Source organism: Thermococcus sp. (assembly GCF_026991495.1).
Lineage (GTDB): Archaea > Methanobacteriota_B > Thermococci > Thermococcales > Thermococcaceae > Thermococcus.
In genome coordinates this window covers 27156-32998 of the sequence record NZ_JALXBJ010000090.1, presented here as the reverse complement: position 1 = coordinate 32998, position 5843 = coordinate 27156, and the positions used below count along the sequence as shown (strand labels likewise).

At 52.7% G+C, this 5843-nt stretch carries 9 protein-coding genes; 4 read left to right on the top strand and 5 right to left on the bottom strand.

From position 1 onward, the window contains the following. Window positions 1-12: 12 nt before the first annotated feature. Window positions 13-201: a hypothetical protein gene (locus MVB78_RS11120; protein ID WP_297491520.1), complete on the bottom strand. Its 189-nt coding sequence runs from the start codon at window positions 199-201 to the stop codon at window positions 13-15. A 318-nt stretch (window positions 202-519) separates the two neighbouring features. On the opposite strand from MVB78_RS11120, the gene MVB78_RS11115 reads away from it, so the two are divergent. From MVB78_RS11115 to MVB78_RS11105, 3 genes are all read left to right on the top strand, one after another. Continuing rightward, a complete protein-coding gene (locus tag MVB78_RS11115) occupies window positions 520-705 on the top strand; it encodes a hypothetical protein (RefSeq protein ID WP_297491488.1) in 186 nt (61 codons plus the stop codon). Between the two features lie 286 nt (window positions 706-991). Further along, a complete protein-coding gene (locus MVB78_RS11110) occupies window positions 992-1171 on the top strand; it encodes a hypothetical protein (RefSeq protein ID WP_297491485.1) in 180 nt (59 codons plus the stop codon). Continuing rightward, complete coding sequence (locus MVB78_RS11105) at window positions 1168-2079, top strand: site-specific DNA-methyltransferase (RefSeq protein ID WP_297491482.1); 912 nt, start codon at window positions 1168-1170, stop codon at window positions 2077-2079. Before MVB78_RS11110 ends, MVB78_RS11105 begins: the two co-directional genes overlap by 4 nt. Here the strand turns inward: MVB78_RS11105 and MVB78_RS11100 are convergent. Both MVB78_RS11100 and mtnA read right to left on the bottom strand, forming a co-directional pair. Then, window positions 2060-2758, bottom strand: coding sequence for an MjaI family restriction endonuclease (locus MVB78_RS11100; protein ID WP_297491479.1), 699 nt, complete (start codon window positions 2756-2758; stop codon window positions 2060-2062). The genes MVB78_RS11105 and MVB78_RS11100 overlap by 20 nt on opposite strands. 75 nt (window positions 2759-2833) lie before the next feature. Then, window positions 2834-3904 carry an S-methyl-5-thioribose-1-phosphate isomerase gene (mtnA, locus tag MVB78_RS11095; RefSeq protein ID WP_297491517.1) on the bottom strand — a complete coding sequence of 357 codons (1071 nt, stop codon included), beginning with the start codon at window positions 3902-3904 and terminating at the stop codon, window positions 2834-2836. A 54-nt stretch (window positions 3905-3958) separates the two neighbouring features. On the opposite strand from mtnA, the gene MVB78_RS11090 reads away from it, so the two are divergent. Beyond that, complete coding sequence (locus tag MVB78_RS11090; RefSeq protein ID WP_297491476.1) at window positions 3959-4501, top strand: NTPase; 543 nt, start codon at window positions 3959-3961, stop codon at window positions 4499-4501. Here the strand turns inward: MVB78_RS11090 and MVB78_RS11085 are convergent. Then, window positions 4491-5021, bottom strand: coding sequence for a cyclic nucleotide-binding/CBS domain-containing protein (locus MVB78_RS11085; protein ID WP_297491514.1), 531 nt, complete (start codon window positions 5019-5021; stop codon window positions 4491-4493). The genes MVB78_RS11090 and MVB78_RS11085 overlap by 11 nt on opposite strands. 36 nt (window positions 5022-5057) lie before the next feature. Then, window positions 5058-5687, bottom strand: a complete 630-nt coding sequence (locus MVB78_RS11080) for a helix-turn-helix domain-containing protein (protein WP_366940155.1) — start codon at window positions 5685-5687, stop codon at window positions 5058-5060. Window positions 5688-5843 lie beyond the last annotated feature (156 nt).

The window sequence follows — 5843 nt, the reverse complement described above, 5'->3', positions numbered from 1 at the left end:
AGTGGGAGGATTTCAGTCTTCGTCATCCCAGTCCTCGTCGTAGTCTTCCTCGTCCTCCCACTCTTCTTCCTCTTCGTCCCACCCCTCTTCCTCGTCCCAGTCCTCGTAGGCCTCCTCAACGGCGTCTAGGGGCTCAAAATCCCCCTCTTCCTCTTCGACCTCTCTCCCTGGCCGGGCCTTCTTCCTGGGCGGGCAGTACATGCCTACCACCTCACCTCCCCCCAATGAGGGGCATTCATTAGGCTGATGAGAGGTTTAAAAGCTTTTCTTATCATGACCAACGTTGCTCTCCCCGTTCCCATGGATTTCAAGGATTGAAGCGTTTTTTGAACCAGAATAAACCCCATCCAAGGGCAAGAAAGTCTGCCTCCGCGTTGAGCTGGACAACCCCGCGAGGAAGTGGTACTCTGAGAAGGGCTACTCTGAAAGGGCAGTTATCATGGAGAAACTCCTTTAACGTCCGGTTTCAAACCTCCCGTTTTGGAAACCTTTTTCTCCAGTATCCCTATGGCTCTGCTGATGACCATGAGGGGCAGGATGGTTCTAAAGGGGTGCTCCGTGCCGTTTGAAGTCGCGAGGACTGGAAAGGGTTTATCCCTGAGAATCGAACTGCCCGGGAACCCACTCGAGTACTCTGTGGACTGCCCGTGCCTTGAGCCGCTGGAGCTCCTCGGCATCTTTTGCCCTCTCTGGAAGAGAAACTGAGCGGGATAGAGGGCGTTTCGTTGAGAATATTGAAGAGTCAGTAGGAGGAAAACTCATGGGGAGGCTCCGGAAATTATTTAATTCACGCCAACAATAGAAGGGTGGTGATAACATGGGGACCCCGGCCAGAAAAGTTCAGCTTATGGTAACTTACCCCCACCTGCGAAAGTTCTTCAAGAAGGCCCGAGCCTATGAGGAGGCGGAAAGGCCCTCGCTTCAATGCATCCACAGGGCAAAAACTTTAGTATGAGTATGATGTGTATTAAATGTGTTTTGGGTGTGTCATATGAGTAAGAGGATTCAGGTAACGTTCACCGATGAGCAGTGGGAGATTTTGCAGAAGCTAAAGGGCAAAATGGGAGAAGGCGACGCCGACTTAATAAGGAACATCGTCTTGGCCTGGCTGTCGGAGAAGTCCATTATGTCCGCTATCGTGAAAAGGGAGATTTCGGAGGGTGAAGAATGAAAATTCCAGCCATAAAGACCACACACAAGATTATTTTTGGAGACTCAAGGCACATGGATGAAATTGAAGATGAGAGTGTTCACTTAGTTGTAACATCCCCTCCATACCCGATGATCCAAATCTGGGATGACCTCTTTAAAAGCCTTGATGAGCGCATAAGAAAAAAGTGGGAGGATCTCAAGCAGGTTAAAGATGAGAAAGAAAGGACTGTGTATCAAATCTACGAACTGATGCACGAAGCCCTCCTCCCGGTCTGGAAGGAGCTTTATAGGGTACTTATCCCCGGGGGGATCGCCTGCATCAACATTGGTGATGCAACGAGGAAAGTGAACGGCATCTTCAGGCTGTTCCCGAACCACTCAAAGATCATAGAGCACTTTGAGAGGATCGGATTCGTCACGCTTCCATATATCCTCTGGAAAAAACCCACTAACAAGCCCAATGCCTTCCTTGGTTCAGGATTCCTTCCTACGAATGCATATGTGACCCTCGATGTGGAGTATATTCTCATATTCAGGAAGGGCCGCCCGAGGAGGTTTAAACCAAAAGACCCGTACAGATATGCGAGTAAATACACGAAGGAAGAGAGGGATAGATGGTTTTCACAGATCTGGGATGACATCAGGGGGGTTCGTCAGAACCACAGTGCCCTTGCGAGGAGAACGGCGGCCTACCCGGAAGAGATACCCCGCAGGCTTATCCGGATGTTCTCTATCATTGGAGATACCGTTCTCGACCCCTTCCTCGGTACGGGGACAACGATGAAGGTCGCCATCGAGCTAAAAAGAAACAGCATAGGCTATGAAATTGACCCCAATCTCGAATCAGTGATAAGAGAAAAAATAGGGGTCAACCAGCGCAGGATTGATAACCCCTTCGAGGTTCGATTCATCCATCGAGATCTTTGAAGTTTCCCTCTTTACTCACGAATCTTGCAAATTCGGAGTAGTCTATACGCAAACCATTTTTGGTCTTCTCATAATAGACGATCGGTGCATCTATGTTTTCTTTCAGGTGTTTCTCCTGTTCGTAGGTTACCCCCTTTATTGAAACTGGAAGTTCCTCTCCGTTGATTATGACAAACCCGTCAATGCCTTTTGATTCCTCTTCCGGAGTGGATAACCTGTAGTTTAGGGAATCTCCAGCGAAAATTTCGGCGAGTTTGCTAAGGATTGGTCTCTGAACCATAAGCCCCCAGAACGTTTTGTTCAATACCAGATCCTCCACCCAAGTGCGGATAGTCCCTTCATCGATGTCATCAAGAACCCTCCGAACCTCCGAGAGTTTCTCTTTGATTCGTTTTACTGCAGTTTCTATGGCCTTTTCTCCAGTGCTCCCCGGAATCACTTCAGTTGAGAGGTAAAAATCTCTCCAGTTATCAAACGTCCACTGATCCTTAGGATATCTTTCCATGAACTCTTTTATAAGCTCGGACATCTGTCCCACAACCTCCGGTCTTGTCCCATGGGCCCAGTTGTTTATTTGATTCAACAACGGAGAAACGTACTTTTCGAATTCCGTTTTTGGAACATCCAGAACCTTCACTAATTCCTCCTTTTTGATAACAACCTCGTATGATTCAGACATTTTATTCCCCCGACCCAAAACAATGGCATGGCCTAATAAGCATTGTGCATCAAAAAGTATTAGGGTTAAGAAAAATCATTCTCTCTTAAACAGTCTCTTCAAGTTCCTCTCAAACGGCGGCCACACAACTCCCCGGTCGGTGATTATTCCGGTGAGGTACTTGTGCGGCGTGACGTCGAAGGCTGGGTTGTAGACGTCAACGTCCGGTGCAATCTTACAGCCGCCGCAGGTGAGGACTTCCTCCGGCTTGCGCTCCTCTATGGGTATCTCCCTCCCGCTTCTAAGGGAGAGGTCTATCGTCGAGAGGGGAGCGACAGTGAAGAAGGGTATCCCATGCTCCCTCGCGAGCACCGCTAAGGTGTAAGTGCCTATCTTGTTGGCGAAGTCACCGTTCGCTACAACCCTGTCGGCTCCAACTATTATCGCATCAACCTTGCCCTGCTGCATAACGAAGCCGGCCATGTTGTCGGTTATGAGCTTGAGGGGGATTCCATCGTAGTGGTACTCCCAGGCGCTCAGGCGGGCGCCCTGGAGGACGGGCCTCGTCTCGTCCACCCAGAGAAGCTTGAGCGTTCCATCGCGGTGCATGACCCTAAGAACCGCCCCAACCGTGCCGAGCTGAACTGTTGCTAAGCTACCCGCGTTGCAGTGCGTTAAAACCTTCCCCTCCGGAACAACCTCGGCACCGTAGTGCCCCATCCTGAGGTTGGCCTCGACGTCCTCGTCCGCTATCTTTTGGGCCTCGCTCACGATGAGGCGCTTTATCTCCTCCAGCGGGCTCTCAAGGTTCTCCTCCACGAGTCTTTTGATCCTGTTGAGGGCCCAGAAGAGATTTACAGCGGTCGGTCTCGTGTTCTTGAGCCTGTCGTAAGCCCGGTAAAACCCTTCCATGAACTCGTCCTTCGTTTTGGCTTTGGTTGTGTCCGCGTAGAGGGCCAGACCGAAGGCAGCCGCCGCTCCGATGGCAGGCGCACCGCGGACTTTCATCGTTATTATCGCCTCGGCAACACCATCAACCGTCGTCAGCTCTATCGTCTTGAACTCCCCCGGAAGGAGAGTCTGGTTGATCATCATGACCTTTCCCTTCTCGTACTCAACGCTCCTCGGGAGCCTCGTGAGTTCCTCTGGTCTGTACCTCATCTCCACCACCATCACCCGAAAGGGTTTAAGGGGTGAACTTAAAGCTCCTTCGGTGATGGGATGGCGCTGAGGATATTCGTGACCGGGCCGGCGGGCGTTGGGAAGACAACACTCGTCGAGAGGGTAGCGAAGGAAGTTGACCGCTGGGGCTACATCGTCGGTGGGATGACGACAAGGGAAGTGCGCAGGAGCGGTAGGCGCGTTGGGTTTAAGATCACCGCCCTCGACACGGGCGAGGAGGGAACCTTGGCCAGCATCAGGGGGACTTCCCACCTTCCGGGCGTCCCCTTCGGGAAGTACGTTGTTCACGTGGACGAGATAGAGCGCGTCGCCGTTCCCGCCATAAAGCGCGCCTTAGTAGAGGCCGATTTAATAATTATCGACGAGATAGGTCCGATGGAGTACAAGAGCGGCGGGTTCAGCAAGGCCGTTGGTGAAGTCCTGAAGTCGGGAAAGCCCCTCTTAGCTGTTGTTCACAGGCGCTTTGTGGACAGGTTCAGGCCGCTCGGGGAGGTTCACACCCTAAGCTTCGAGAACAGGAACGCGGAGTTCGGGATAATCCTCGACGGGGTTATGAAGGAACTAAAGGGAATCAGAGGTTGAGCTCCTCCTTGCAGTTCCGGCAGACCCACTTCTCCTCCCCTTCAACGTAGACCTTATAGAGGGGCCCGTACTGGCCGCAGATCTCGCAGATCCCGTAGACCTCGGTCTCTTCCTCGCCTTCCTCCTCTTCCTCGTGGTTGTAGGTGTTGAGGGCCGTTAGCAGATCCGCCGCGGTTACGAAGCCTATCGGCTTTCCGAGCCTCGTGACGAGCAGCCTCCTCACTCCCTTGTCCATCATCTTGTCTATCGCGTCGCTTATCGTGTAGTCGTCCTCTATCGTCACCGGATCCGCCGTCATGACGTCCCTCACCTTGATCTTCCTCGGGTTCCTTCCCTTTGCAACGACCTTGTCGAGGATGTCCCTGTCGGTTATCACACCGACTATCTCGTCCCCCGAGACCACGACGGCGCTTCCAACCTTGTTCTTCGAGAGCACCTGAGCAACCCTGTGAACCGTGTCGTCCGGGCTGACAACCACGGCCTTCCTTCTGACGATCTGTCCCACGGTGATCTCTGCCATCTCACCACCCCTCAAGCGGGGGTTGGGGGACGAAACTTAAAAACGTTTTGGGCTTTTTCTTAAAAATAGATAGTAAAAGGCGGAGAGGGTCAAGACAAAGGCCAAAACAGCCAGGGCGAGTGCACCGGGTTGCAGGCTACCGGTTGAGCCCTTGGTCTGCGTGGTGTTTGACATTACCTGGTAGAACTCCCTCAGGGGCGCCTCATAGGTGGCATGGACATTAGAAGGGGATCCAGTGGCTGCTTTTTTCCTCATCACCCTCGCAGCCACTTCGTAGACGACGGCAGCGGCTAAGCCGGAGACGCCAAGGCTTATGACGTGGAGCCGGTCGAGGGACTTTAAATGACGCCTCACGCGGGCGACGTCCTTCCTCGGGACGAGCAGGATTGGGGCGTTCGATGCCCTGTACAGCTTTACCTCCTGGAGCTTCTTTCCGTACTTCTTCCCGCTGACCTCGACAAGCCCCACCTTGAGAAGGTGGTCGATGTGATAGCTCACCGTGGAGACCGGATAACCGAGCTCCTTAGCTATCTCACTTATGGACTTGGCCTCATCCTCGATGGAGCGGAGTATTGCCAGGGCCTTCTCATTCGTCAGAATCTGGGCGAGCAGCTTCGCCCTCTCGTCGTCCACGTCTATTACCCTCTCCCCATCCAAGAACTCCACCTGATCCAATTTGGGGGAGGAGCCTAATTAAACTTTCCACAGTTTCAAAACGAGTTGAAGTTTAACCCCCTGATGGAAAAGGGGAGAAAGGATCGAGCTCACGGCTTCTCGAGAACGATCTCAATGGTCGAGGTGTTGGCGGTCCTGCCGTCGGCA

Coding starts and splice junctions, on each gene's coding strand:
- MVB78_RS11120 (WP_297491520.1), bottom strand. CDS start 201: ATGTACTGCCCGCCCAGGAAGAAGGCCCGGCCAGGGAGAGAGGTCGAA.
- MVB78_RS11115 (WP_297491488.1), top strand. CDS start 520: ATGACCATGAGGGGCAGGATGGTTCTAAAGGGGTGCTCCGTGCCGTTT.
- MVB78_RS11110 (WP_297491485.1), top strand. CDS start 992: ATGAGTAAGAGGATTCAGGTAACGTTCACCGATGAGCAGTGGGAGATT.
- MVB78_RS11105 (WP_297491482.1), top strand. CDS start 1,168: ATGAAAATTCCAGCCATAAAGACCACACACAAGATTATTTTTGGAGAC.
- MVB78_RS11100 (WP_297491479.1), bottom strand. CDS start 2,758: ATGTCTGAATCATACGAGGTTGTTATCAAAAAGGAGGAATTAGTGAAG.
- MVB78_RS11090 (WP_297491476.1), top strand. CDS start 3,959: ATGGCGCTGAGGATATTCGTGACCGGGCCGGCGGGCGTTGGGAAGACA.
- MVB78_RS11085 (WP_297491514.1), bottom strand. CDS start 5,021: ATGGCAGAGATCACCGTGGGACAGATCGTCAGAAGGAAGGCCGTGGTT.